Raw genomic sequence first — 224 nt, forward strand, 5'->3', positions numbered from 1 at the left:
GAGGTCGGCGGCGGCCTGCCCGGCCGGGTCGACGGCGAGACCTTCCTGCACGCCAGGCAGGGCGCCAAGACGGACCTGACGCTGTGCGTGCGCCGCGAGGCCGACGGGGCCTGGACCGGCGTGTTCGAGTACGCGACCGCGCTGTTCGAGCGCGGCACCGTCGAGCGCCTCGCGAGCCACTTCCACGCGCTGCTCGAGGCCGCCACCGGGAAACCGACCGCCCA

General features: G+C 75.4%; 1 protein-coding gene. It reads left to right on the top strand.

Going from position 1 to position 224, the window contains the following annotated elements:
• Positions 1 to 224, top strand: a 224-nt coding sequence (locus F0L68_RS41745) for a hypothetical protein (protein ID WP_149855445.1), incomplete at both ends; no start/stop codon positions are given.

It is taken from the genome of Solihabitans fulvus (assembly GCF_008386585.1).
Lineage (GTDB): Bacteria > Actinomycetota > Actinomycetes > Mycobacteriales > Pseudonocardiaceae > Solihabitans > Solihabitans fulvus.